The sequence below is a fragment of the Pseudoalteromonas sp. BSi20311 genome, from assembly GCF_000239875.1.
GTDB lineage: Bacteria > Pseudomonadota > Gammaproteobacteria > Enterobacterales > Alteromonadaceae > Pseudoalteromonas.
Genome location: NZ_BADU01000188.1, coordinates 12,679 through 34,908, shown reverse-complemented (window position 1 = coordinate 34,908; position 22,230 = coordinate 12,679). Strand labels below are relative to the sequence as shown.

Sequence of the window (22,230 nt, the reverse complement as noted above, 5' to 3'; positions counted from 1 at the left end):
AAAAGCCACACAAGGTGGCTTTTAGAAAAATCGGTGCTTAAAAATGAACTTGTATGCCCGCAAATGGGCCTGAAGCATCAATATTAGTATTAATGTCATCTACATCATCAAGTTCTAAAACCATAGAGCGGTAGCCCGCTTTAACCGCAACATCAACGGCTAGGTTATCAATAAACTCCCAAGCAATACCCATTTGGTAATCTTGTACTTTGCTATCGTCAATGGCTAAAAAGCTACCCTCAGCAAAAACACTTAAACCACTAAACGGTAAACCCGCTTCAAAACGGCCGTATGCTAAAGGCACCACACCTGAGAACTCTTCAATTTCAGTGAAGTTAGCGCCACCTTGTTGTGATGTACCTGTTACCACAAGCTCACCATCAAACTGCTTAGCATTAATACCTAAATCAATCGAGATTAAATCGTTATCAAAAATCTCGTAGTAAAGAATATAATCAATGTGCGATAAGTCAGTAACTGAATTAACATCAGTGCCTACAACATAATCAGTGCCATTGAAAGTAAATGTATCTTCCAGTCGCGTTGAACCGGTTAGTTCAAGCTCAGTGTATTTTAGCTTTAAGTTTGGCACTAATGGAACCGGATGCTCAAGTGCGGCGTAATAGCTAACAAAAGTCTCATCTTCAAAATTGAAGTTTTGTAGGGCGTTATTATTATCAGAAAAGCTACCGTCATTATCGGCTTTCCAACCATCAACCCCTACATACAAACCCAATACAGTGTCGGCTTGTGCTACAGGTGCTAAACATGCCATTGATAAGGCTGCTGCTATACAATACTTTTTCATTTTTTATCCTTGCGCTAATAATTCGCTAAGTTCAATCAGTGCCGCATTGGCTCTAGAGATATAATTTGCCATAACGAGTGAATGGTTGGCGACATAACCGAACCCGTTGCCGTTTAAAATCATTGGGCTCCAAACGGTTTCTTGGGTCGCTTCAAGCTCGCGTATAATTTGTTGTAAACTAACACGAGCGTTCTTTTTATCAAGCACTTCGGCAAAATCATATTCAACCGCTTGTAAAAAATGCAGTAAAGCCCAAGTAGCACCGCGTGACTCATAAAATACATCATCAATTTCCCACCACGATGTTTTTACTTGTTGTTGCAATGGCGTATAAGTGGCTTGAGTATTTGAAGAGTTGCCGGCTAAATCGGTATTTACCTTATCTTGACCTACACTCGCACTCAAACGTTGGCTTAGGCTACCTAAGCGTTTTTCTGCTTCTTTTAACCAACTGCGTAAATTATCTGCACGTGAGTAAAATTGGCTATCGCGCTCATGCTGATTCGCAATTTGAGAGCGGTATACTAATAAGTAATCAATGCCCTTTTGATATTCGCCCTCAGCACTCGGCCATGCCCATGCTTCAGAGCTGATATTAAATTGTGGTTGTGCTTTTTTAAGCGCTTCGTGCTCAGTTGATTGTGACTGTGAACGACTAAAATCTTTTCGCATTGATAATGCTAAATCACGCACCATTTCCAACGCGCCATACTCCCAAGCTGGCATGTTGTCCATTATTACGCTCGGTGGCAGCACATCATTTGATAAATAACCACCTGACTTAGTTAAAAGAGTATCAGAGACAGTGATAAGCGTTGAAGTGGTTACATAGCCTGTTACTGGTTTCTCGTTACGCAACTGTGCTTGTTGTTTTGCATTTTGTACCACATCAAAACGTGCAGGCTCTATGCTCCAGTAAACTGCAATAGCGTAAAATACGACAAACAATAATACCAATGCCGTTATTATTTTTCCTTTATGCTGTGACATTTATCCCCCTAATGATGACTATGATCTTTCGATGCTTTTACCGGCTCAGCTTGCGATGCTAACGAAACTACTTTTGCATTAGTGAACACTCGATTCCCATCTTCAAAATATAGCGTGAGTTTGCGTTCTTGACCTACTTTTAACGGCTCTTGTGGTTCAAACACCATTAAATGATAGCTACCAGGCTTAAAATCGAGTTGCTGGTGAGCTTTAATAAGCAATGATTCTACTTTTTGCATTTTCATCATACCATCAGCGTGGACGTTCTCATGAATCTCAACACGACCTAAACCATCTATGGTCGCTCTTATGAGTGTTGCCGGTACATTACTGTGATTTTCAATACTAAAATAACCCACGCTCGCTTTAGTGGCAGGTAAAAACTCTCTTACTTGCGCATGCGTTACTTGTAATTGCGCAACGACACTATCGTGTTCATGTCCTTCATGCGCCAATAACGAAGACGAAAAAACACCCATCAATAATGCACTTGCACTTAAAATACATTGTTTAATCATCAGTAAAATCCTTGTTAAAATATAAAAATATAGTCCAAATTTATCATAATTCCCTAATATTAGGCAGCTAATTTAAGTTTAAGAAGCCACTTTTTTGTTATCTGCGATTAACCAGCATAACCCTGCCACAAACAATAATGGCCAAGCAATCATCAATGATCCGAATAAAAAGGCTAATATAGTTCCAGCCAGTGCCACCATCGCCGCGCCAACAAGCCCCATGGTTACCAAAGCAGCAATCGCAATAACAACAATAATGGCGACTAACGCCCCAATGAGCTCAATACCTGTCCAACTAATATCTGAAATCCACAGCGGAAATTGCCATACATCAAAATGAATTATCGAACCGCTATTAATTAAAAATAATGTAACAATAAGTAGGCATACGGCGAAAGTTTTCATGTTGCTCTCCTTACACTGCTTTTTCTTCAAGACAACAGTGTGCGATTAAATAACCTAGCGCCACTGCAAACGGAAAACTTAAAAATAATAAAACGGTGACTAAGCGAGTAGACCATACCGGAAAGTCTAATCGATAAGCTAACCCACTACAGACACCCGATATTTTTTTGTTAAGTGTATTTTTATACCAACGACGATATGTATTAAAATTATTCATAACAATCTCCTTAGGCTGTTTGTTTATCAGCGGTGTTTAAACTCGCTTTTAAACTTGCCAGCTCTGCATCAATTTTTTCGTTTTTAACCAGTGACTCAATTTGCATTGCCGTATTGCTCGCTGTATCTGTTAGTTCATACGCTTCAACTTGCGATTCAACACTCTCAACGCGGCGCTCAATTTGCTCAAATCGTGATAAAGCAGTGGCCACTTTATCGCTCTGCAGCTGAGTATTTATCTTTGCTCTTGCCTCAACCACATTTTCACGCTTTACAAGTTGTGCTTGCTTAGCTTTAGCCTGCGTCATTTTTTGCTGTAGGCGCTCACAGTCCTCTGTGATTTTTACAATTGATTGCTGCAATGTCTCAAGCTGTGTTTGTAAGCATTCTATGTTTTTTTCAACTGTGTGTTTTTCAGCTAATGCTGATTTAGCTAAATCGTCACGATTTTTTGCAATGGCATGTTCGGCCTTTAATTGCCAATTTGTGAGCGCTTGTTGTTTATTGCTTATTTGACGCTTGATATTCTTTTCTTCACATAATAGTGCTGCCGCGGTGCTACGACACTCATTAAGTGCCTCCTGCATTTCGGTTAGCATCAAATTAAGTAGTTTTTCTGAATCTTCAGCTTTATCAAGCATAGCTACGATATTTGCTTGAATGACGTCGTTTACGCGATTAAATATACCCATGTTATTCTCCTGATGATTTTTTATTTATACATCAACAGGATTCCAAGAGTTATGCCAATAACTTAACATTCTTTTATTTTCATTAAATATCAATAATTTAAATCATTTTTGGCGGGTAAGTTAATGACTAGTCACTGAATGAAATTAAGTCGAATTGGCTAATAAATTACATTTTTGACTAAAATTTGGGATCAAAAAAAGCCACCTGAGGTGACTTTTTCTATACAGAGGATCTGTTACGCCAATTGCATTAAATTGGCATTACTCGGGTACGTAGCTTAGTGCCTTATCCATAACACTTAAATCAGCTTGCTTGCCATGACCATTTTCAGATAAGTGGCGTCTAAAACCACGCGCACCAGGTTGCCCCTGAAAAATACCCAACATATGGCGAGCAACATGCCAAAAGTTAGCGCCTAAACGCATCTCTTCTTCAATGTAATCATACATAGAGCGCACAACATCATGACGTGACTGAGTATTAGCAGCATCACCATATATTTTTTCATCCACTTCATTTAGCATAAATGGATTGCTGTAAGCCTCTCGCCCAACCATCACCCCATCTATGTACTGTAAATGCTCAAGACTTTGCTCAATGGTTTTAACACCGCCATTAATACTTAAATCAAGTTGTGGATAATCTTTTTTAAGCTGGTAAACACGGGGGTAGTTAAGCTCAGGAACTTCGCGATTTTCTTTTGGACTCAACCCTTTTAGCCATGCCTTACGGGCATGAATAATAAAATCATCACAGCCTACTTTGTGCGATGCTTCAATAAGCGCACATAAAAACTCATAAGAATCTTGCTCATCAATACCAATACGAGTTTTAACCGTAACCGGAATATTCACTTCACTTTTCATTGCAGCAACACACTCTGCAACTAAATTAGGCTCAGCCATTAAACAGGCACCAAAACGTCCATTTTGCACACGATCTGACGGACAACCTACATTAAGGTTTATTTCATCATAACCACGCTCACCAGCAAGCTTGGCACACTGCGCTAGCGCTTGCGGATCGGATCCTCCTAATTGCAATGCCACAGGACCTTCGTGCTGATTAAAATGCAAGTAGTCACCGCGGCCGAATAAAATAGCGCCTGTAGTGATCATTTCGGTGTAGAGCACGGTGTGTTTTGTCATTTTACGATGAAACGTACGACAGTGGCGATCAGTCCAATCGAGCATGGGTGCCACGCTAAAGCGTCGATTTAAAGTACGTTTATCCAAAATGTGATCCTCAAAAATTTATAATTTAAGCACAGCTTAAACGGCGCTGCATTTTACACAAAAGCCCTATGCGCAGCAATATCAAGCAAACACTTGCAAGCCAAAGTATTGTGCAATACCGTTTAAAATATTAGTCACCGCGACTGAGCTTAAAATTAACCCCATAATTCGACTAATAATACTCGCCCCACTATCACCTATTATTTTATGTACATGCGTAGCAAGTAATAACAAAATCAGTACCACCACTAAAACAGCTAACATCATTGATGAGGTAATCATTTGCTCAACCCAGGTATACTCCTCATTGCGCGTCATTAATACCGCACCTAACATGGCACCGGGACTGGCTATTGAAGGGATAGCGAGGGGAAAAATAGCGGTTTCAGTGCTGTCTCTAACACTTTTAATTTCAGCTTCGGGCTTACTTTCACCAAAGGTCATGGAGAGCGCAAAAATTAATAAAATTAAACCACCTGCTATTTGAAATGCCGAGAGCGGAATCTCAATCACATTCAATAATTGCTCGCCAGCAACCACAAAAAATAACAGCACTAAAGCAGATACACCCACGGCCTTAAAAATCACTTTACGCTTAAACTTGTCGTCATCTCCCCGAGTTACAGCGATAAAAACCGGGATGGTGCCTATTGGATCAATAACCGCAAAAAAGAAAATAAATATAGCTAATAGCTCATGCATTAATGAATACCTTTGGACAAAATCAATTAATAAAACGCTGCAACTACAATACAGTATGTTAGTATATCACGGCAGCGTAAGGATGAGAGAAGATGAATATAGAATCACTCGTAAGTAAAGCAAAACAAGTATGCGACAACCGTGGTGCGCGATTCACACCAATTCGCGAAAAGGTATTTCGTTTATTAGCCAGTGCCCAAGGTGGTGTGGGTGCATACGATTTACTTGAACAATTAAAAGTCACTGAAACAGGTGCTAAACCTGCAACAATTTATCGTGCTTTAGACTTTTTAGCCGAACTCGGTTTTATTCATAAAATTGAAAGCACCAATGCATTTATGCTGTGTCATCATTTTGATCATATTCATCCTGTTCAGCTATTAATTTGTGATAGCTGCGGTTTTGTTAAAGAGCTGCATTCAACAGTAATTTCACATGAGCTCAATAACTTAGCAGCTGAAAGTGGCTTTGTCGTTTCAGGGCAAACAATAGAAGCGCATGGTAAATGTGACTCTTGTCGAGCATAGCTCAGCGACTATAGCTATACTTTACGTATAACCTTTATCAGTACCAATTTAAGGATATCTAACATGAATGTAGAGTTCATTAATCCCTTTTTAGCTTCTTTGATGAATGTATTGAGCACTATGGCTCAAACTCAATTAAAACCAGGCAAGCCGCGTATTAAAACCGATGAGATAGCCTGTGGTGATGTATCGGGATTAATTGGTATGGTCGGTCCGCAAACTCGTGGTTCATTTTCAATTACCTTCGACGAGAGTTTAGCACTGACTATTATGGAACGTATGTTAGGTGAGCGACCAGACAGTATAAATGAAGAAGTAACTGACATGGTTGGCGAAATAACCAATATGGTTACCGGTGGAGCTAAGAATTTATTAGGGGAAAAAGGCTATGACTTTGCCATGGCAACTCCCATCGTTGTCTCTGGTACAAACCACACCATTACGCATAAAAGTGACGGCAAAAAAATTCTTATGCCATTTACCAGTGACGCAGGTAATGCAAATATTGAAGTGAGTTTCGATAAGCTATGAGCTGGTCGCAAACTACGATTACATTAAAGCCTCGCTCGCGAGGCTTTCATTTAATTGATAACGACATACTTACTCACCTCCCACAACTGAGCCAGCTTAAAGTTGGTTTATTACACTTATTTATTCAACACACCTCAGCCAGCTTAACTATTAACGAAAACGCGGATCCAACGGTACGCATGGATATGGAAAGCCACTTTAATCAGTTTGTTCCAGAGCGCCAGCCTTATTATCGCCATGACTATGAGGGCGATGATGATATGCCTGCCCATATAAAAACCAGTACCTTAGGTTGTGAGTTAACTATACCGATTAGTGATGGTCAGTTAGCGCTAGGAACTTGGCAAGGAATATACTTAGGTGAGCACCGTGATCATGGCGGTTCAAGACGTATTATTGCAACTTTGCAAGGCGAAAAGTTTTAGGTTTTAGGTTTTAGGTTTTAGGTTTTAGGTTTTAGGTTTTACAACATAGATCATTCGCACACATTGAACATTTCAAAAAGTTACATAAATTAAATTTATAATGATTCGCGTGTGGGTTATTGTTTGCTATTTGAGAATGAATATCTGGAAAGTAAATAAGATTGGAGCGGTACACGAGGCTCGAACTCGTGACCTCGACCTTGGCAAGGTCGCGCTCTACCAACTGAGCTAGTACCGCATTTAATTTAGGTTCTATCAATTTTAACCTTTTATCTTGAACTACAATTTCTTTTGGTGAGAAATTGGAGCGGCACACGAGGCTCGAACTCGTGACCTCGACCTTGGCAAGGTCGCGCTCTACCAACTGAGCTAGTGCCGCATTCAAAATAGTCAGTAATTTTTCCGTTGGTGCGCGACGGGTCGCGTTCAACATTCTGGCAACTGAGCTAGTGCCGCATTATATCAACTTTAACTTTTTGTCTTGTGCTGCAATTTCTTTGGTGAGAAATTGGAGCGGCACACGAGGCTCGAACTCGTGACCTCGACCTTGGCAAGGTCGCGCTCTACCAACTGAGCTAGTGCCGCATTCTAGGTTCTAGGTTCTAGGTTCTAGGTTCTATCAATATTAAACCTGTTCTTTTAACCTAAGCCCAAACACACTAACCCCGCGGGGGTTATCGTCTTGAGCGGGGCAGGATTCTACAATAATTAGGGGGCTTTGCAAGTATTTTTTATAAATTAAAAAACTTTTCTCGGTAAACCTTTAATTCCATAATCGAATCTTTAATGTCATCTAACGCTAAATGCGACCCTTTTTTATTCACTTGAGCCAACACATCTGGTTTCCAACGACGAGCAAGTTCTTTAATGGTACTGACATCTAAATTACGGTAATGGAAGAAGTCTTCAAGCTCGCGCATATACTTATTCATAAAGCGGCGGTCTTGGCCTATCGAGTTACCACACATAGGTGAAGCACCCGCTGGCACCCATTGCTTTAAAAACGCGAGAGTTTGTTCCACGGCATAAGCTTCATCAAACGTGCTTGCCTTACAGCGTGCCGTTAATCCAGATTTGCCATGCTGAGTTGTACACCACTCATCCATGCCATCCAGTAGTTCATCACTTTGATGAATGGCAATCGTTGGGCCTTCGGCTAATATATTCAGATCAGCATCAGTGACAACAGTTGCAATTTCAAGTATTTTGTCAGTCTCTGGTTCAAGTCCGGTCATTTCCAGATCGAGCCAAATTAAATTTGATTTATTAATAGTCATAATTACCTTAAACGGTGCTTTTCTTTAGATCCAACGCATTTCGATATATCATATTAGCATCAACCGTCGAGCTAAAGCTTTTTTTAGCAAACTCGGCATTTAACTCAGGTTATAGGCCTCAAGTGGCAAAACAGAAAAAATTAAGTAAAGGCCAATCCCGTAGGATCAAGGCTAACCATCAAAAGCGTTTAAGCAATGCCGACGCAAAACCAGCGAAAGCGGGTGCGCAAGAGTGGCAAACAGATAATTTAGGTCAAGTGGAAAATGCGATTGTCATTAGCCGCTTTGGGCAACATGCCGATGTAGAAACGCAAAATGGCGATGTTCTTCGCTGTAATATTCGCCGTACCGTATCGAATTTAGTATGTGGCGATGAGGTATTATTTCGTCGAGCAAAAGTAAGTGAAGGCGATTTAGCGGGTGTTATTGAAGCAACTCAAGAACGTCGTTCACAGTTAACGCGCCCTGATTTTTACGACGGTGTAAAAGTTATTGCCGCTAATATAGATCAAATTTTAATGGTTTCAGCGGTACTGCCAGAGTTTACGCCAAGCATTATCGACCGCTATTTAATTGCCTGCGAAGACATGGGCATTGAGCCAATTTTAGTGCTTAATAAAATTGATTTAATTGATGAAGCTGGTTTAAACGACATACAACAAATACTCGATATTTACCGTAAACTTAATTATCAGGTGCTGCTAGTTAGTAATATAACCGGCGAAGGCATTAATGAATTAAAAGAAGTACTTGTAGGCAAAAACAATATTTTTGTTGGCCAAAGTGGTGTGGGTAAATCTACCTTAGTTAACACTGTGCTGCCGGATGCTGAAATTTTGACTAAAGAAGTGTCTGAAAACAGCGGTCTAGGCCAGCACACCACCACAGTATCGCGTCTGCATCATTTACCAAGTGGCGGTAACTTAATTGATTCACCGGGTATTCGTGAGTTTGGTTTATGGCATTTAGATGTTGAACGAGTCACTTGGTGCTTTAAAGAATTTAGAGAGTTTATAGGTGGATGCCGTTTTAGAGACTGTAAACACTTAAACGATCCAGGCTGTATAATTCAGCAAGCAGTCGCTGATGGCGATATCTCAAAGTTACGTTTTGAAAGCTATCATCGTATTTTAGAAACCATGGCCGATGGCCGTGCCGGCGCGCGTGCGCCTCGCGTATAATTAGGAAAAAACCTGTGAGTTTAGATAAATTTAAAATCGCCATGCAATATGCTATGCCAAAGCACTTTATTTCTCGTGTAGTAGGTAAGCTTGCAGCTGCAAAAGCGGGCGCATTAACCACAACATTAATTAAATTATTCATTAAACAATACAAAATAAATATGAGTGAGGCTAAATATTCTGATCCAGCTCACTATAAAACCTTTAATGAATTTTTTACCCGCCCATTAAAAGACGGTGCTCGTCCTATGGTTGAAGATGACGATATTATTATTCACCCTGTTGACGGCGCAATCAGTCAACTTGGCGATATTGTTGACGGCCAACTAATCCAAGCTAAAGGCCATGATTACAGCTTACAAGCGTTGCTAGGTGGCTCAGAAGACGACACAACGCCGTTTTTAGGCGGTAAATTTGCAACTATTTACTTGGCACCAAAAGACTACCACCGTATTCATATGCCAATTGATGGCACGTTAAGCAAAATGATTTACGTACCGGGCGATTTATTTTCGGTAAATCCACTTACCGCGCAAAACGTACCGAATTTATTTGCCCGTAACGAGCGTGTAGTAGCAATTTTTGAAACTGAAATTGGCCCGCTTGCTATGGTCCTTGTAGGCGCAACCATTGTTGCTAGCATAGAAACTATTTGGGCTGGCACAGTCACTCCACCAGCTGGCAGTGATGTGTTTAGCTGGAACTACCCAACTAAAGGCGAAAACGCGATCACTCTTAAGAAAGGGGAAGAAATGGGTCGCTTTAAATTAGGCTCAACAGTTGTGCTTGCATGGGGTGCAGATAAAGCCGATATTTTTGATGATCAACGCCCTGAAACGGTAACTCGTTTAGGAACTGCGTTTGCAAAAATTGATGATTAATAAATAGTACCAGTTGTCAGATTGAGATTAAAAAACACCGTGTTTATTTTCTATAATCACGGTGTTTTTGTAGACGTAGAGCTTGCAACGTTAAAAGCAAAGCTGTTCATTACTCATACTTGCGCACTCTCTACACGCTAAATTTTTAGCCATCTTAAAATGCTGTTGCTTTAAGCTTAATGCGTCAAAGGTTATAAACACACTCCCACCACAATGACCTAACAACATATTAAGAGTTAGCTGTGCCTGCATAGAGCCAATTACACCAAGTAAGGGACTAATAACGCCCGCATTGTCGCAATTAACAACAGGGTTAGCATCATTTTGTGGAAATACGCAGCCATAGCAAGGGCTATCTGTTTGCCTAAAGTCAAAGCCCATTAATTGCCCTTGGGTTGCTAGCGCTGCTGCAGAAATTAGTGGTGTTTTGTTGTTTACGCAAAAACGATTGACGGTGTAACGAGTCGCAAAGTTATCAGAGCAATCAAGTACGATATCGGCGTTACTGAATAGTGCATCACTGTTAGCATCGCTCAACTTTTGCGAGTGAGTCACTATGTTTATTTGATTGTTAAGGCTCGCAAGCACCTTCCCTGCTGCATTTACTTTTTGCTGCCCTAAGTGATTCACTTTATACAGTATTTGCCGCTGTAAATTAGAGAGTTCAACGGTATCGTCATCAATTAATATTAGTGTGCCGATACCAGCAGCTGCTAAATAAAGTAGCGCAGGACTTCCTAGTCCACCTGCACCTACCACGGCAACGGTTGCCGCTTTAAGTGTTAACTGCCCCTCAAGCCCCACCTCTTTTAATAATAAGTGGCGGCTATAACGTAGAGTTTCTTTGTCGCTGAGCTGCTGCGTTTGCATGTTAGCAGGCATTCTCATTTATCACCGATTTTAAGGTATTGATTGCCTCTACATAATCATCAGCTTCGGTAATAGCACGTACCACGGCTACACTGCCCACGCCAGTTTTAGCAACCTCTTGCGCCCTATTTAAATCAATTCCACCAATAGCCACAGTAGGATAACTTTGCATTAATGGCACAAATCGAGTTAGCTTTTCAAGCCCTTGAATTTGCCCTGCCATGTCTTTGGTGGTGGTAGGGTAAATCGCGCCAAAGGCCATGTAGCTTGGGCGGTAATTATGCGCCCGAAGCATTTCATAAAAGCCATGGGTAGAAAGCCCAAGTCGCAGGCCTGCTTCTTTTATAGCCGCTAAATTTGCGCTCTCTAAGTCTTCTTGTCCTAAATGCACACCATATGCGCCATGTTTGATTGCCAGCTGCCAGTAATCGTTAATAAACACATGCGCACTGTATTGCTGACCCAAAGCGACCGCGCTTGCGACTAATTGTTCCAGCTCATCTTCGCTTTTATCTTTAACTCTTAATTGCGCTGTTTTAATGCCATTTTGTAAGCATTTTTCTAGCCACTCTACGCTATCGACTACCGCATAAGCGCCAAGCGCTTTGCTTTCACACGCAGCAAAGTCAGCTGCCATATTAAAATCAAGCGGTACATCAAAATCTAGCTCATCACCCAACCAACTACCCGCTTCAATCACTTGAGGGTAATGCGCTAGGTCAGTCGGAAACGACGTTTGTGCAACCGGCCCTATCCCCTCGCCATAGCGAACTGATTGCTTTAAACCTTGGTTTATATAGGCTTTAGCTAAAATAAACGCATCTTTTAACGGATAGTCTTTTGCAAGACATGCAGCAATAACAGACGCCATACTACAGCCAGTGCCATGATTGTGCGGAACCTGAATTTTTTCATTACCCAACCAGTACTCTTCACCACCTTGTGAGCAGTAATCAATACAGTAACCACTTGGGTAATCCCAATGCCCGCCTTTTATAACCACCGCTTTGGCACCCCATGCCATTAGTTTGCTTGCTGCTTCTTTAATTGCTGCGGGGCCAATTAAATACACACCTGTTAATAACTGTGTTTCATGGGTATTAGGGGTAATTACATCCACCAGCGGTAATAGGCATTCTTTAATCGCGCTTACAGTGTCTTCTTCTGTTAGTACGTCACCGCTTGAGGCAATAGCCACAGGGTCGTACACAATCACCGGCGGGGTTGGCCACTTCGCTTTGTAATGGCTAATATGCTCACTGATCAATTGAATTTGCTGCACGTTAGCTAACATACCAATTTTAATTACTTTGGCTTTCATGTCTTTTTCGAGTGCCAATAACTGCGACTCAATCACATCAGTAGAGACGGGATTAATCGCCTCAACACCTAAACTGTTTTGTGCTGTTAGTGCGGTAATCGCAGTACAACCGTGCACACCAAAGCTTTGCATTGCTTTAATATCAGCTTGAATACCTGCGCCACCGCCGGAGTCTGAGCCCGCAATCGTCCATACTACATTGTTCATAATGACCTACTTCCTAATTTTTTACGTTTGATGCCAAAATGGCATACCCATTGTGGGGGTTGATGGGGCCGCAACGTCTTTTTCTGGCATTGCTTTGGCGTTATAAGCAAAGCGCCCTGCTTCAACCGCTGCTTTAAATGCACGTCCCATGGTAATAGGGCAACCCGCGCCCGCTATGGCTGAATTTAATAATACCGCATCATACCCTAATTCTAAGGCTTGGCAGGCATGCGATGGTAAACCTAACCCAGCATCAACAATTAATGTGCTGTTAGGTAAACGCTCCCGTATCGCCTTTAAGTTATAACTATTTAATAATCCCTTACCGGTACCAATTGGCGCGCCCCATGGCATTAGCACCTCGCAGCCTAATTCATCTAAACGCTGGCAAAGCACTAAGTCATCGGTGCAGTAAGGCAGTACTTTAAACCCATCTTTAATTAAAATCTCAGTGGCTTCAAGCAGAGCAAAAGGATCTGGCTGTAAGTTATAATCATCGCCAATTAATTCCAGCTTAATCCAATCGGTAGCAAATACTTCTCGACACATTTTAGCTAAATTAATGGCCTCTTTAACACTGTGGCATCCTGCTGTGTTAGGTAAAACTTTGAGCCCTGTATTCTTTATAAGTTGCCAAAAATCATCTCCTGCAGCTGCGCTTTGCTGGCGACGTAAAGACACAGTAACAATATCCGCTCCTGAAGCATTAATTGCTTTAGTCATCGTCGCGGGAGATGGGTAAAGCGCAGAGCCAATCAGTAATCTACTTGAAAATTGCTCGCCATAAATAGTGATATTATCGGGAGGTAACATAATGGTTACCCTCCTTGAATCGGAGATAACACATCAATGCAATCACCATCATTAAGTGTGTAGTTAGCATGTTGCTCTTGAGGTACAAACTGGCCATTAATGGCTACTGCAAACGGTGCTTTAGCACCATACTCAATTAAACACTGTTTTAGTTCGCTACTTGTTAGGGTGAGCGCTTTACCATTAATTATTATATCCATCATTCTTCACTCTATTCTGGCAACAGCATCAGCAACTAAACTCGGCGCGAGCATGTAGCCATGGCGGTATAATCCATTAATACTAATTACCTGCCCCAGTTGTGTAACTTGTGGGCAGTTATCGCTAAACGCAGGGCGAAGCCCGGTTTGAATATTTAACAGTCGAGCCTCGGCAAAACCGCTGTGCACTGTATAAGCGGCTGAAAGTAACTCCAACGTTGAACGCACCGTTGCCAGCCCATTATCTTGAGACTCAATTTCGGTGGCACCAATCACATATTCATGATTCGGCTTAGGTGCTATATAAATAGGATAACGCGGATGCATTAACCTCACTGGCCGAGATAAATTAACCTCGGGTGCATAGAGTCTTGCCACTTCCCCGCGCACGCCTCGAAGGGGCTGTTCTTGTTTGGCTCCAAGCCCTCTGCAATCAATAATGTAATCAAACTCTCGATTATTCACTTTGTTATCAAAGATGCTGGCGCGCTGATTAAATACAAACTTTACTTTGCGCTTATTTAGCAACCTAAAGCTGGCTTTGTAAAAGGCTTGGTTATCTATCTGCGCTTCACCGGGCAAAAATAGGCCTTGGCTAAATCGACCAGCCAGTTCAGGTTCTAGTTGCTCAATTTGCTGCGCATTGACTGCTTCAGCACTAAAATTTAGTAACGGCTTGATTCGCTGTGCAAAGCTTTGTAAGTCGCCTTTATCCTGCGGATGAGCAACCACTAGGGTACCTTGCTGTTGAAAAAATACCTCGCTATTTAGTTGTTCTAAAATAGCAGGCCATCGAGTAATAGAATCCACTCCCATTAAAGCCAATTCACGTTCGCACATAACAGACTCAGCTAGAGGGGCTAGCATCGCTGCTGCCACTTTACCGGCACTGTTCTGAGTATGTTCATCATCGGCTTCAAATACGGTAACACGATGTTGCTTACTTAACTCAAGCGCGGCCAACCGCCCTGCTAAACCAAAGCCCACCACAGCAATGTTATAAAACATAAACACTCCTAAATGTAGCTCATAGCCACCAGCTTTCAGCTGTCAATAAAGCAACTCTTGCCTCTACGCTGCTTACTTTATCGCTGATAGCTGACAGCTAATAACTGAAAGCTGTGCTACAGCGCTTTATGGTAAATCTCTGAGCCTGTTTGCTTAAACTCTTCAGATTTGGCTTTCATCTCGGCCTCTACATCAACCATTTTGATTTCAATGGCATCACCCACGTTATTAGGATCAATACCGCGCGCTTCTAGATCTTTAGCGTAGTCGCGTACTTCTTGGGTTATTTTCATGGAACAAAATTTAGGGCCGCACATAGAACAAAAATGCGCCACTTTGCCTGATTCTTGCGGCAGTGTTTCATCATGATATTCACGGGCGCGAACCGGGTCTAAACCAATATTAAATTGGTCATGCCATCTAAATTCAAAGCGCGCTTTTGATAGCGCGTTATCTCGCTCTTGTGCACCTGGGTGACCTTTCGCTAAATCGGCGGCATGAGCGGCAATTTTGTAAGTAATAAGGCCTTCTTTAACGTCTTCTTTATTTGGCAAACCTAAATGCTCTTTAGGTGTTACGTAACACAGCATGGCACAGCCATACCAAGCAATCTGCGCTGCACCAATCCCTGAGGTTATATGATCATACCCTGGGGCAATATCTGTGGTCAGTGGACCTAAAGTATAAAACGGGGCTTCGTCACAATGCTTAAGCTGTTCATCCATATTCGCTTTGATCATATGCATAGGCACGTGTCCAGGGCCTTCAATAAACACTTGTACATCGTGCTTCCAAGCTATTTTAGTCAGCTCTCCTAAGGTACGAAGTTCACTAAATTGTGCCTCGTCGTTCGCATCGGCAATTGAGCCCGGGCGCAAACCATCACCGAGTGAAAAGCACACATCGTATTGCTTTAAAATTTCACAAATATCTTCAAAGTGTGTGTATAAGAAGTTTTCTTTGTGGTGTGCTAAACACCATTTAGCCATAATTGAGCCACCACGTGACACAATACCGGTTACGCGCTTTGCTGTCATTGGTACATAACGTAGCAGCACACCAGCATGAATGGTAAAGTAATCAACGCCTTGTTCTGCTTGTTCAATCAGAGTGTCGCGAAATATTTCCCAGGTTAGGTCTTCTGCTACGCCATTTACTTTTTCAAGTGCTTGGTAAATTGGAACAGTACCGATAGGTACTGGCGAATTACGTACCAGCCATTCACGGGTTTCGTGAATGTAACGTCCTGTTGATAAATCCATTACGGTGTCAGCACCCCAGCGGGTTGACCACACCATTTTTTCAACTTCTTCTTCGATAGATGAACCCACTGATGAATTACCAATATTGGCGTTAACTTTAACTAAAAAGTTACGACCAACAATCATAGGCTCGGTTTCTGGGTGATTAATATTGTTAGGTAAAATAGCGCGTCCGCGAGCAATTTCATCACGCACAAATTCAGGAGTAATAAACTCAGGGATGCTCGCGCCAAACGACTCCCCTTTATGCTGCGCAGCTAGTAACTCTTCACGTATTTGCGCACGCCCCATGTTTTCACGTATCGCTACATATTCCATTTCTGGGGTGACTATCCCTTGGCGAGCATAATGCATTTGGGTGACATTTTTACCCGCTTTTGCACGGCGTATTTTTGGAAGGTGTTCAAAGCGAATATGATCTAGCCCATCATCAGCCATACGCTGCTGTGCAAACTGTGAGGTTACCGACTCGAGTACTTCGGTATCATTACGGCTCTCAATCCATTGTTCACGATATTTATTAAGTCCCTTGCGCACATCCAATTTAAATTCAGGATCGGTATACGGGCCTGATGTATCGTAAACACGCAGTGGTGCATTTGACTCATACACTGGGTTTTGTTCATCACCACCAATAAAAGTATCGCTCAATGTGATTTCACGCATACCCACACGTACGCCTTGCTGGCTACCTGCAACGTATACTTTATGGGAGCTTGGAAACGGCTGACCGGTTAAGTTATAAATATAATCTGATGCGGCCGCACGAGTTTCGCGACGGGTGGCTTTATTTGTTGTATTTGACATGACTTACCTCATTGCTAAAGGGTTGTCTTGTCAGATATTCCGCTGAGGAATAGAGAAAGATCGTAAAGTAGCTTTATGCGACTTTGCGGCCTAAGACGGATGTTGCTTTTTTGTGCGCATAAAAAAAGACGCACAAGCGTCCTAGTTAGGCAGCTTGTTCCCTACGCAGGTATTAACCTGATCAGGTTCACGGATCCCGCTTTCGCGATCTCAGCCTAAATAAAACTTAGGCACTCCGACAAGTATTTGAATTGTTCGTTGATTTGATAATGTTTTGATCAAATCTGCGATGAGTGTACGTCAGTTGAAAATTCCCTGCAAGGGGCTGTTTTTCAAAACTCAAAAATTATTTTGGGATAAACACAAATTTTTGTTCAGCTTGCATTACCAATGTTTGGTCTTGCATGTTAAGCACTGCACCTTGCTGCAGAGCTTGTAAAAACTGTTGTTCAAACTCATCCAGTTCAGGGCCACATGATTTACGTGTCATACCTAATTTGCTTACGCTCAGGCTACTGTCTTCAAGTGAGCCTTCACCAAAAAACTTATTACATCCGGCAAAGCCGTTTATTTGTAGCGCTTCTATAAAACTCATTGATGCTTTAAAGGACGCGGGAATAGCCAAATCATCAACCTTTGATAATTGCCATTGTGTATATTTTAGCTGCTCAGTGGTAACTGTCCCTGTTGATGCGCAACCAACACATAAACCGATTACGAGCATCGGTATTGCTGCTAATTTCATGTTACTACTAACTTATTGTCTAATTAATGTAATAGTATCAATATTTGTCAGGTTTATCCGTTAAAAATGCATATTTTAAATGTAAATTTTTGTTTAAAAGTTACGCTATTTAGCACTATGCAACTGCTTGGAATAAGTTATCTATCTGTGGTGGTAAAAATGGACGACCTTTCTCATTAACCGATGTACCAATAACTAAGGCATTGAGCATCACTTTTTCATCTAGTTTGCGCACTACCGTTTGTTTAAATGCAAACTTAAGACGACTAATACGCACAGGCTCTATCGCCACATAAAACTCATCTCCAGGCAATAGGGAATGTTTGTAATCCATTTCACTGCGTATCACTACTAAGTTAATTTTATCTTTCGCAAGTTGTGCAAAATCAACGCCGTGTGCGTATAAAAATTCGTGGCGAGCGTGCTCAAGATAATTAAAATAAACACTGTTATTCACAATACCTTGTAAGTCACATTCGTAGTCGCGTACCTTAAAGTCTACTTTAAAGGTCATATTAGTAATCCCAATTATTTAACGTATAATTGCCGCGTTTATAGCACAAGTGTTGAAATAATTGCTACCATACAAGTCCCTAAAATGGAGTTAAGTAACCTAATGAACTTACGTTTGTCTTTAATTACAGCCACGTTATTACCCCTGCTCGCAGCACCTATATATGCTAACGCAGATGACACCGAGCTAGAGAAAATCATTGTTACCGGTGACTTTCAGCAAGAAAGCATTCAAACATTAAGCGCCAGTGCCAGCTTATTTTCTGAAAATGAAATGAATCAACGTGGTGCAACGTATTTAGACGAAATGTTAGCCAGTGCAGCCAATGTAAACTTTGCTGCTGGTGCGTCTCGCGGTCGTTATATTCAAATTCGCGGTGTCGGTTTACGCTCGCAATTTGTTGATCCGATAAATCCATCTGTGGGCTTAGTAATTGACGGTATTAATTATTCAGGCTTAGGTGGTAGTTCATTATTGTTTGATATTGACCAAGTAGAAATTTATCGCGGTCCTCAAGGTACACGTTTTGGTGCAGATGGCATGGCGGGCATGATCCAAATGCAATCAGCTAGTGCAACCAGCGATCCTAGCTTAAAATTACATTTAGGCGCTGGCACTTATAACAGCCACGAAGCAGGCCTTGCTGCTAGTACCGGTTTAACAGATGACACCAGTGCCCGCGTTAGCTACTTTCGCAGAAAGTCTGACGGCTACGTAGACAACCTTTATTTAGATAAACCCACTCAAGATCAAGATGAGCAAGTTGCACGCTTTAAATTAAACAGCCAACTCACAGCTCATTTAAATTCAGAACTTAACCTGCATTATATTGATATTAATAACGGCTACGATGCATTTACTCTTGATAATTCTCGCAACAGCCTTGCTGATCAACCAGGCGAAGATAATCAACAAAGTTATGCTATTGGCCTGAATAATACTTACACTGGTTTTGATGCCTTTGATGTCAACTTAAACCTTTCAGCCATTGATACAGAACTTTTTTATAGCTTTGATGAAGACTGGGTGTGTAACGATACTAATAAGCCGCAATTATGTGCCGCCGGTTTACATCCTGATGGTTATAGTTCAACAGATATTTATAGCCGCGATCGTGATGATCAAGCGCTCGATCTGCAATTTACTGGTAAAGCAGGTAACTGGGTTGCGGGTATTTACTATCAAAACCGTGATGTGGATTTAGAGCGTCAATATACGTGGTTAGCCAACCCGTTTTCTTCAACCTATGAAACTAATAACATTGCAGCTTATGGCCAATTAGCCACAGCAATTGGCCCAAAAACTACGCTTATTACTGGTTTACGAATTGAGCAATATCAAGGTGATTACACCGATAGTAACGGCTTTATTGAAGAAACTGACGATATTATGCTCGGTGGTAAAATTGCACTTGAATACCAAGTTATTGACCGCACCATGATTTATACCAGTATCACCCGCGGTTACAAAGCCGGTGGTATTAATTCAGAAGCGCTAGCAAAAGCAAAAGATGAAGGTTTAAGCTTAGATGCTGATTTTTTCAAACAGCATACCAGCTTTGACCCAGAGTACTTGTGGAGTGGTGAGTTTGGTGTTAAAGGCTCATCGCTAGATGACAAGTTTACCCTGCGTTTAGCTGCTTTTTATATGCATCGCGATAATATTCAATTAAAGTCGTGGCAAGTATCAGATCAACAATTTACCGGTTATGTCGCCAATGCCAGCTCTGGCAGCAACTACGGTCTTGAAATTGAAGGCAGCTACTTACTTACTGATAATTTACTCATTAGCGGTAGCGCTGGCTATTTAGATACGAAAATAAACGACTTTGTAACTAAATCAGGCTTAAACCAAGATGGCCGCGAGCAAGCACAAGCACCTAAATATCAATACGCATTTAGTGCACGCTACAATGTTACTGATGAGCTATATGCTATGTTAGGTGTTGAAGGCAAAGATGATTATTACTTCTCAGACAGCCATAATGCACAAGCTCCGAATACAAACTTAGTAAATGCGAGCCTTGGTTACGAAGCAGAAAACTGGGCTGTTCGTGCGTGGGCACGTAATGTGTTTGATGAAACCGTTCCAACTCGCGGCTTTGAATTTGGTAACAACCCGTTAGATGGTTATACAAGCCAAACTTATATTCAACTAGGTGAGCCACGTGTAGCGGGCGTTACGTTTACACTCAATTTGTAATACAGCTACCAGTTGTCAGTTAGGGATAAAAAAACACCGCGTTTAATGCAAACGCGGTGTTTTAGTTTTGTGTAGGCGAGTAGCTTGCTGCCGCTCGCGCAGTCCAAATGGTTTAAACAAATTACAGTTAAAAATGTAGCTTTCAGGTTTTGGCTTTCGGCGGTCAGCAAAAAATTAACCAAGCATTGTGTTTAGATTTTATATAAGCGGGGAACGCACATCAGCTCGAATCCCGCCGCCCTAAGCTCGTCGCCGGCAACCCGAAGCGATAATTCACCTAAGCTCTGGCCACATCAAACGCAATCACTTCTTTTATTTTTTGTTTATTGGTTGCTAGCATCACTAATCTATCAATCCCTAATGCAACCCCCGCACATTGCTCTAAACCATGTTCCAATGCTGCAATTAAACGCGTATCCATAGGAACCTGCTTTAAGCCATTGGCAGCACGGTAGGTGTTATCTTCGTTAAACCTTTTTGCTTGTTCTTTAGCATTAGTGAGTTCATTAAAGCCGTTAGCCAGCTCCATATTTTTGTAATACAACTCAAAGCGCCCTGCTACACGCTCATCGTGTTCACAAATTTGTGCCAGTGCCGCTTGTGATGCTGGAAAGTGATACACAAAACATGGCTTATCTTGCCCTATTGTTGGCTCTACTTTCATACAAAATAATAATTGTAGTAAGGTATCTTTATGAGTCTCATTTTTAGCAATATCAGCAAAGCCATGTTCGCATGCGAGTTGTTGTAACTGCGTGATAGAGGCAGTTAATGGATCGACCCCTAACGCGCGTTCAAATGCCTGTTGGTAGGTAACGCGCTCTGCAGGAGCAACCTCAAGAATGAGCTGCATTAGCTCATCTATTTCGTCCATTAAAGCAAATTCGTCAAACCCAGGCCGATACCATTCGAGCATAGTAAATTCAGGATTATGATGACTGCCTGCTTCTTCATTTCTAAATGCCTTACAAAGCTGAAAAATAGCGCCTGAGCCAGCTGCTAACAAGCGTTTCATCGCAAACTCTGGAGATGTTTGCAAAAACAGGGGTAGCCCACCAGCATGGCCTGGGCCCACAAATGTAGTATTAAAGCTGGCTAAATGCACATCGGTTACACTGGCAGCACTTAAACTCGGTGTTTCGACTTCCATTACATTACGCTCATAAAAGAATTCCCGAATGCTGCGCATAATTGCTGCTCGTTGCTTAAGTATCTCTATGCTGGCACTCGGCTTCCAAAGATCTGCTGACATATTTTCTCCAAAAAAAATCCCAGCTTAAGCCGGGATTTAATTAATAAGACGCGTTGCTGCTTACTTAACACGGCTCACGTATTCACCATTACGAGTGTCTACTTTAATTACTTCGCCAATTTGTACGAATAATGGAACACGTACTACAGCACCTGTGCTAAGCGTTGCTGGTTTACCACCCGTACCCGCTGTATCACCTTTAAGGCCCGGATCAGTTTCAGTGATCTCAAGCTCAACAAAGTTTGGTGGAGTAACAGCAATTGGGCTGCCGTTCCATAATGTAATAGTACATACATCGTTTTCAACTAACCATTTGCCAGCATCGCCCAGTGCTTTTTCGTCAGCAGCGATTTGTTCAAATGTTTCATTGTTCATGAAATGCCAAAATTCACCGTCTGTGTATAGGTACGCTAAATCGGTATCCATTACATCAGCACCTTCAACCGATTCACCCGATTTAAAGGTTTTTTCAAGTACCTTGCCAGAGATAAGCTTACGGATACGAACACGGTTAAACGCTTGGCCTTTACCCGGTTTTACCATTTCATTTTCTAAGATACTGCAAGGTTCGCCGTCCATCATAATTTTTAGGCCGCCCTTGAACTCGTTGGTGCTATAATTCGCCATCGTTTCCTCTATT

At 41.7% G+C, this 22,230-nt stretch carries 25 protein-coding genes, 3 tRNA genes and 1 riboswitch; of the genes, 6 read left to right on the top strand and 22 right to left on the bottom strand.

Translation table 11 applies throughout. The features are described 5' to 3' along the window. Positions 1-37: 37 nt before the first annotated feature. The 8 genes from P20311_RS17950 to P20311_RS17915 all read right to left on the bottom strand — a co-directional run bounded on the left by P20311_RS17950 (position 38) and on the right by P20311_RS17915 (position 5,567). Positions 38-808 (bottom strand): TIGR04219 family outer membrane beta-barrel protein, encoded by a 771-nt coding sequence (locus tag P20311_RS17950; RefSeq protein WP_008115508.1) that lies wholly within the window; start codon positions 806-808, stop codon positions 38-40. A gap of 3 nt (positions 809-811) precedes the next feature. Continuing rightward, positions 812-1,798, bottom strand: coding sequence for a DUF2333 family protein (locus P20311_RS17945; protein WP_008115507.1), 987 nt, complete (start codon positions 1,796-1,798; stop codon positions 812-814). Between the two features lie 8 nt (positions 1,799-1,806). After that, positions 1,807-2,316 carry a copper chaperone PCu(A)C gene (locus P20311_RS17940; protein WP_008115506.1) on the bottom strand — a complete coding sequence of 170 codons (510 nt, stop codon included), beginning with the start codon at positions 2,314-2,316 and terminating at the stop codon, positions 1,807-1,809. A gap of 78 nt (positions 2,317-2,394) precedes the next feature. Beyond that, complete coding sequence (locus P20311_RS17935) at positions 2,395-2,721, bottom strand: hypothetical protein (RefSeq protein WP_008115505.1); 327 nt, start codon at positions 2,719-2,721, stop codon at positions 2,395-2,397. 10 nt (positions 2,722-2,731) lie between these two features. Then, positions 2,732-2,938, bottom strand: coding sequence for a PspC domain-containing protein (locus tag P20311_RS17930; protein WP_008115504.1), 207 nt, complete (start codon positions 2,936-2,938; stop codon positions 2,732-2,734). 10 nt (positions 2,939-2,948) lie between these two features. Continuing rightward, the gene (locus P20311_RS17925; RefSeq protein WP_008115503.1) at positions 2,949-3,629 is read right to left on the bottom strand and encodes a PspA/IM30 family protein; all 681 of its coding nucleotides are present in this window, start codon (positions 3,627-3,629) and stop codon (positions 2,949-2,951) included. Positions 3,630-3,890: 261 nt separating this feature from the next. Further along, the gene (dusA, locus tag P20311_RS17920; RefSeq protein ID WP_036932963.1) at positions 3,891-4,823 is read right to left on the bottom strand and encodes a tRNA dihydrouridine(20/20a) synthase DusA; all 933 of its coding nucleotides are present in this window, start codon (positions 4,821-4,823) and stop codon (positions 3,891-3,893) included. A gap of 123 nt (positions 4,824-4,946) precedes the next feature. After that, the gene (locus P20311_RS17915; RefSeq protein ID WP_008115498.1) at positions 4,947-5,567 is read right to left on the bottom strand and encodes a MarC family protein; all 621 of its coding nucleotides are present in this window, start codon (positions 5,565-5,567) and stop codon (positions 4,947-4,949) included. A 92-nt stretch (positions 5,568-5,659) separates the two neighbouring features. Here P20311_RS17915 and P20311_RS17910 point away from each other — a divergent pair, with 92 nt between their 5' ends. From P20311_RS17910 to P20311_RS17900, 3 genes are all read left to right on the top strand, one after another. Continuing rightward, positions 5,660-6,094 (top strand): transcriptional repressor, encoded by a 435-nt coding sequence (locus P20311_RS17910; RefSeq protein WP_008115496.1) that lies wholly within the window; start codon positions 5,660-5,662, stop codon positions 6,092-6,094. 63 nt (positions 6,095-6,157) lie between these two features. Continuing rightward, positions 6,158-6,625: a chemotaxis protein CheX gene (locus P20311_RS17905; RefSeq protein WP_008115494.1), complete on the top strand. Its 468-nt coding sequence runs from the start codon at positions 6,158-6,160 to the stop codon at positions 6,623-6,625. After that, entirely contained in the window at positions 6,622-7,050 is a 429-nt protein-coding gene (locus tag P20311_RS17900; RefSeq protein ID WP_008115492.1) for a secondary thiamine-phosphate synthase enzyme YjbQ, read from the top strand. The genes P20311_RS17905 and P20311_RS17900 overlap by 4 nt, the downstream gene beginning before the upstream one ends. Before the next feature lie 162 nt (positions 7,051-7,212). On the opposite strand, the gene P20311_RS17895 is transcribed toward P20311_RS17900, so the two are convergent. The 4 genes from P20311_RS17895 to orn all read right to left on the bottom strand — a co-directional run bounded on the left by P20311_RS17895 (position 7,213) and on the right by orn (position 8,327). After that, positions 7,213-7,288 (bottom strand) — tRNA-Gly (locus P20311_RS17895). A gap of 65 nt (positions 7,289-7,353) precedes the next feature. Next, positions 7,354-7,429, bottom strand: a tRNA-Gly gene (locus P20311_RS17890). Positions 7,430-7,559: 130 nt separating this feature from the next. Then, positions 7,560-7,635: transfer RNA gene (locus tag P20311_RS17885), tRNA-Gly, on the bottom strand. A gap of 146 nt (positions 7,636-7,781) precedes the next feature. After that, the gene (gene orn / locus P20311_RS17880) at positions 7,782-8,327 is read right to left on the bottom strand and encodes an oligoribonuclease (RefSeq protein WP_008115490.1); all 546 of its coding nucleotides are present in this window, start codon (positions 8,325-8,327) and stop codon (positions 7,782-7,784) included. Between the two features lie 122 nt (positions 8,328-8,449). Here orn and rsgA point away from each other — a divergent pair, with 122 nt between their 5' ends. Beyond that, positions 8,450-9,508, top strand: a complete 1,059-nt coding sequence (gene rsgA / locus P20311_RS17875; RefSeq protein ID WP_008115488.1) for a small ribosomal subunit biogenesis GTPase RsgA — start codon at positions 8,450-8,452, stop codon at positions 9,506-9,508. 14 nt (positions 9,509-9,522) lie between these two features. Beyond that, on the top strand, positions 9,523-10,389 hold the full coding sequence (asd, locus tag P20311_RS17870; protein WP_008115486.1) for an archaetidylserine decarboxylase: 867 nt from the start codon (positions 9,523-9,525) through the stop codon (positions 10,387-10,389). A 90-nt stretch (positions 10,390-10,479) separates the two neighbouring features. On the opposite strand, the gene P20311_RS17865 is transcribed toward asd, so the two are convergent. The 8 genes from P20311_RS17865 to P20311_RS17830 all read right to left on the bottom strand — a co-directional run bounded on the left by P20311_RS17865 (position 10,480) and on the right by P20311_RS17830 (position 18,136). Continuing rightward, positions 10,480-11,277: a HesA/MoeB/ThiF family protein gene (locus P20311_RS17865; RefSeq protein ID WP_008115483.1), complete on the bottom strand. Its 798-nt coding sequence runs from the start codon at positions 11,275-11,277 to the stop codon at positions 10,480-10,482. Next, a complete protein-coding gene (gene thiE, locus P20311_RS17860) occupies positions 11,261-12,787 on the bottom strand; it encodes a thiamine phosphate synthase (protein ID WP_008115482.1) in 1,527 nt (508 codons plus the stop codon). Before thiE ends, P20311_RS17865 begins: the two co-directional genes overlap by 17 nt. Before the next feature lie 21 nt (positions 12,788-12,808). Beyond that, a complete protein-coding gene (locus P20311_RS17855) occupies positions 12,809-13,600 on the bottom strand; it encodes a thiazole synthase (protein WP_008115481.1) in 792 nt (263 codons plus the stop codon). Positions 13,601-13,605: 5 nt separating this feature from the next. After that, positions 13,606-13,800: a sulfur carrier protein ThiS gene (gene thiS / locus P20311_RS17850; RefSeq protein ID WP_036932961.1), complete on the bottom strand. Its 195-nt coding sequence runs from the start codon at positions 13,798-13,800 to the stop codon at positions 13,606-13,608. Positions 13,801-13,806: 6 nt separating this feature from the next. Then, positions 13,807-14,808, bottom strand: coding sequence for an FAD-dependent oxidoreductase (locus tag P20311_RS17845; protein WP_008115479.1), 1,002 nt, complete (start codon positions 14,806-14,808; stop codon positions 13,807-13,809). A gap of 116 nt (positions 14,809-14,924) precedes the next feature. After that, positions 14,925-16,877 (bottom strand): phosphomethylpyrimidine synthase ThiC, encoded by a 1,953-nt coding sequence (gene thiC / locus P20311_RS17840; protein ID WP_008115478.1) that lies wholly within the window; start codon positions 16,875-16,877, stop codon positions 14,925-14,927. Between the two features lie 141 nt (positions 16,878-17,018). After that, positions 17,019-17,125, bottom strand: a riboswitch (TPP riboswitch). Between the two features lie 98 nt (positions 17,126-17,223). After that, positions 17,224-17,622, bottom strand: coding sequence for an META domain-containing protein (locus P20311_RS17835; protein ID WP_010390523.1), 399 nt, complete (start codon positions 17,620-17,622; stop codon positions 17,224-17,226). A 115-nt stretch (positions 17,623-17,737) separates the two neighbouring features. Next, on the bottom strand, positions 17,738-18,136 hold the full coding sequence (locus P20311_RS17830; protein ID WP_008115476.1) for a thioesterase family protein: 399 nt from the start codon (positions 18,134-18,136) through the stop codon (positions 17,738-17,740). A 102-nt stretch (positions 18,137-18,238) separates the two neighbouring features. Between P20311_RS17830 and P20311_RS17825 the strand changes: the two genes are divergently transcribed. Then, positions 18,239-20,338, top strand: a complete 2,100-nt coding sequence (locus P20311_RS17825) for a TonB-dependent receptor (RefSeq protein ID WP_008115475.1) — start codon at positions 18,239-18,241, stop codon at positions 20,336-20,338. Between the two features lie 277 nt (positions 20,339-20,615). Here P20311_RS17825 and epmA read toward each other — a convergent pair whose 3' ends face one another. Next, the gene (gene epmA, locus P20311_RS17820; RefSeq protein WP_008115473.1) at positions 20,616-21,590 is read right to left on the bottom strand and encodes an elongation factor P--(R)-beta-lysine ligase; all 975 of its coding nucleotides are present in this window, start codon (positions 21,588-21,590) and stop codon (positions 20,616-20,618) included. Between the two features lie 60 nt (positions 21,591-21,650). After that, positions 21,651-22,217, bottom strand: a complete 567-nt coding sequence (gene efp, locus P20311_RS17815; protein WP_010390517.1) for an elongation factor P — start codon at positions 22,215-22,217, stop codon at positions 21,651-21,653. Positions 22,218-22,230: the final 13 nt, after the last annotated feature.

Bases quoted from the DNA above. Each gene is read 5' to 3' on its own strand.
- epmA (WP_008115473.1), bottom strand. From the start codon at position 21,590: ATGTCAGCAGATCTTTGGAAGCCGAGTGCCAGCATAGAGATACTTAAG.
- thiS (WP_036932961.1), bottom strand. From the start codon at position 13,800: ATGGATATAATAATTAATGGTAAAGCGCTCACCCTAACAAGTAGCGAA.
- P20311_RS17865 (WP_008115483.1), bottom strand. From the start codon at position 11,277: ATGAGAATGCCTGCTAACATGCAAACGCAGCAGCTCAGCGACAAAGAA.
- P20311_RS17910 (WP_008115496.1), top strand. From the start codon at position 5,660: ATGAATATAGAATCACTCGTAAGTAAAGCAAAACAAGTATGCGACAAC.
- thiC (WP_008115478.1), bottom strand. From the start codon at position 16,877: ATGTCAAATACAACAAATAAAGCCACCCGTCGCGAAACTCGTGCGGCC.
- P20311_RS17915 (WP_008115498.1), bottom strand. From the start codon at position 5,567: ATGCATGAGCTATTAGCTATATTTATTTTCTTTTTTGCGGTTATTGAT.
- P20311_RS17900 (WP_008115492.1), top strand. From the start codon at position 6,622: ATGAGCTGGTCGCAAACTACGATTACATTAAAGCCTCGCTCGCGAGGC.
- orn (WP_008115490.1), bottom strand. From the start codon at position 8,327: ATGACTATTAATAAATCAAATTTAATTTGGCTCGATCTGGAAATGACC.
- P20311_RS17925 (WP_008115503.1), bottom strand. From the start codon at position 3,629: ATGGGTATATTTAATCGCGTAAACGACGTCATTCAAGCAAATATCGTA.
- P20311_RS17940 (WP_008115506.1), bottom strand. From the start codon at position 2,316: ATGATTAAACAATGTATTTTAAGTGCAAGTGCATTATTGATGGGTGTT.
- P20311_RS17950 (WP_008115508.1), bottom strand. From the start codon at position 808: ATGAAAAAGTATTGTATAGCAGCAGCCTTATCAATGGCATGTTTAGCA.
- P20311_RS17845 (WP_008115479.1), bottom strand. From the start codon at position 14,808: ATGTTTTATAACATTGCTGTGGTGGGCTTTGGTTTAGCAGGGCGGTTG.
- P20311_RS17945 (WP_008115507.1), bottom strand. From the start codon at position 1,798: ATGTCACAGCATAAAGGAAAAATAATAACGGCATTGGTATTATTGTTT.
- thiE (WP_008115482.1), bottom strand. From the start codon at position 12,787: ATGAACAATGTAGTATGGACGATTGCGGGCTCAGACTCCGGCGGTGGC.
- dusA (WP_036932963.1), bottom strand. From the start codon at position 4,823: ATGCTCGATTGGACTGATCGCCACTGTCGTACGTTTCATCGTAAAATG.
- P20311_RS17835 (WP_010390523.1), bottom strand. From the start codon at position 17,622: ATGAAATTAGCAGCAATACCGATGCTCGTAATCGGTTTATGTGTTGGT.
- P20311_RS17935 (WP_008115505.1), bottom strand. From the start codon at position 2,721: ATGAAAACTTTCGCCGTATGCCTACTTATTGTTACATTATTTTTAATT.
- P20311_RS17830 (WP_008115476.1), bottom strand. From the start codon at position 18,136: ATGACCTTTAAAGTAGACTTTAAGGTACGCGACTACGAATGTGACTTA.
- P20311_RS17905 (WP_008115494.1), top strand. From the start codon at position 6,158: ATGAATGTAGAGTTCATTAATCCCTTTTTAGCTTCTTTGATGAATGTA.
- P20311_RS17825 (WP_008115475.1), top strand. From the start codon at position 18,239: ATGAACTTACGTTTGTCTTTAATTACAGCCACGTTATTACCCCTGCTC.
- efp (WP_010390517.1), bottom strand. From the start codon at position 22,217: ATGGCGAATTATAGCACCAACGAGTTCAAGGGCGGCCTAAAAATTATG.
- P20311_RS17930 (WP_008115504.1), bottom strand. From the start codon at position 2,938: ATGAATAATTTTAATACATATCGTCGTTGGTATAAAAATACACTTAAC.
- P20311_RS17855 (WP_008115481.1), bottom strand. From the start codon at position 13,600: ATGTTACCTCCCGATAATATCACTATTTATGGCGAGCAATTTTCAAGT.